We start from the raw sequence: 525 nt of genomic DNA, 5'->3' as shown, positions 1-525 counted from the left end.
AAAAAGGAGACACAATGAAAACACTAGAAGAAATTAAGGCTATGGATAGAAAGCAAAGAAATGCTCTTCAAGAAGAGTTATATGCACTCATTGAAACAAATGATATAGAAAGGGTAAAGGCATTTTTACAAGAATATCCCTTACAAGAGAGTTTTTATGAGGCAAATATTAAAGACGGCAAATACAAGCTTTTTTTATTTCAAGTAGAATATGTCCTTGCCAAAGCAGCAATGGCGTATGAGAAATATAAAGACCCTGCAATGATAGAGTTTTTACAAGAATGGGGCTTAAGGATTGATTACCACCACAATGGATATGGAAGGAATGCCTTGACATCATACATTGAAAAAGGTGGCGAGGATGAAGTAGTCATCAAATATCTTTTAGATAAGGGCTTAACTTGTGAGAAAAGAGGAGATGATGGTTATGGCTGGACTTGTATGCATTGGTGGGCTAGGCGTAATGATTATAAATCAATTGAAATTGCGGTTACCAAAGCAGGAGCAAATGTAGATGTGTTAGACA

Annotated in this window: 1 pseudogene; it reads left to right on the top strand. The window is 35.8% G+C overall.

Features of this window, described 5'->3' with window-relative positions:
- Positions 1 to 14: 14 nt before the first annotated feature.
- A pseudogene (locus LS66_RS10015) lies at positions 15 to 525 on the top strand (ankyrin repeat domain-containing protein); the annotation flags it as partial.

Source organism: Helicobacter sp. MIT 03-1614 (assembly GCF_000762925.2).
Lineage (GTDB): Bacteria > Campylobacterota > Campylobacteria > Campylobacterales > Helicobacteraceae > Helicobacter_C > Helicobacter_C hepaticus.
The sequence above is the reverse complement of the archived record's forward strand: the minus strand, read 5'-3'. Positions and strand labels throughout refer to the sequence as shown.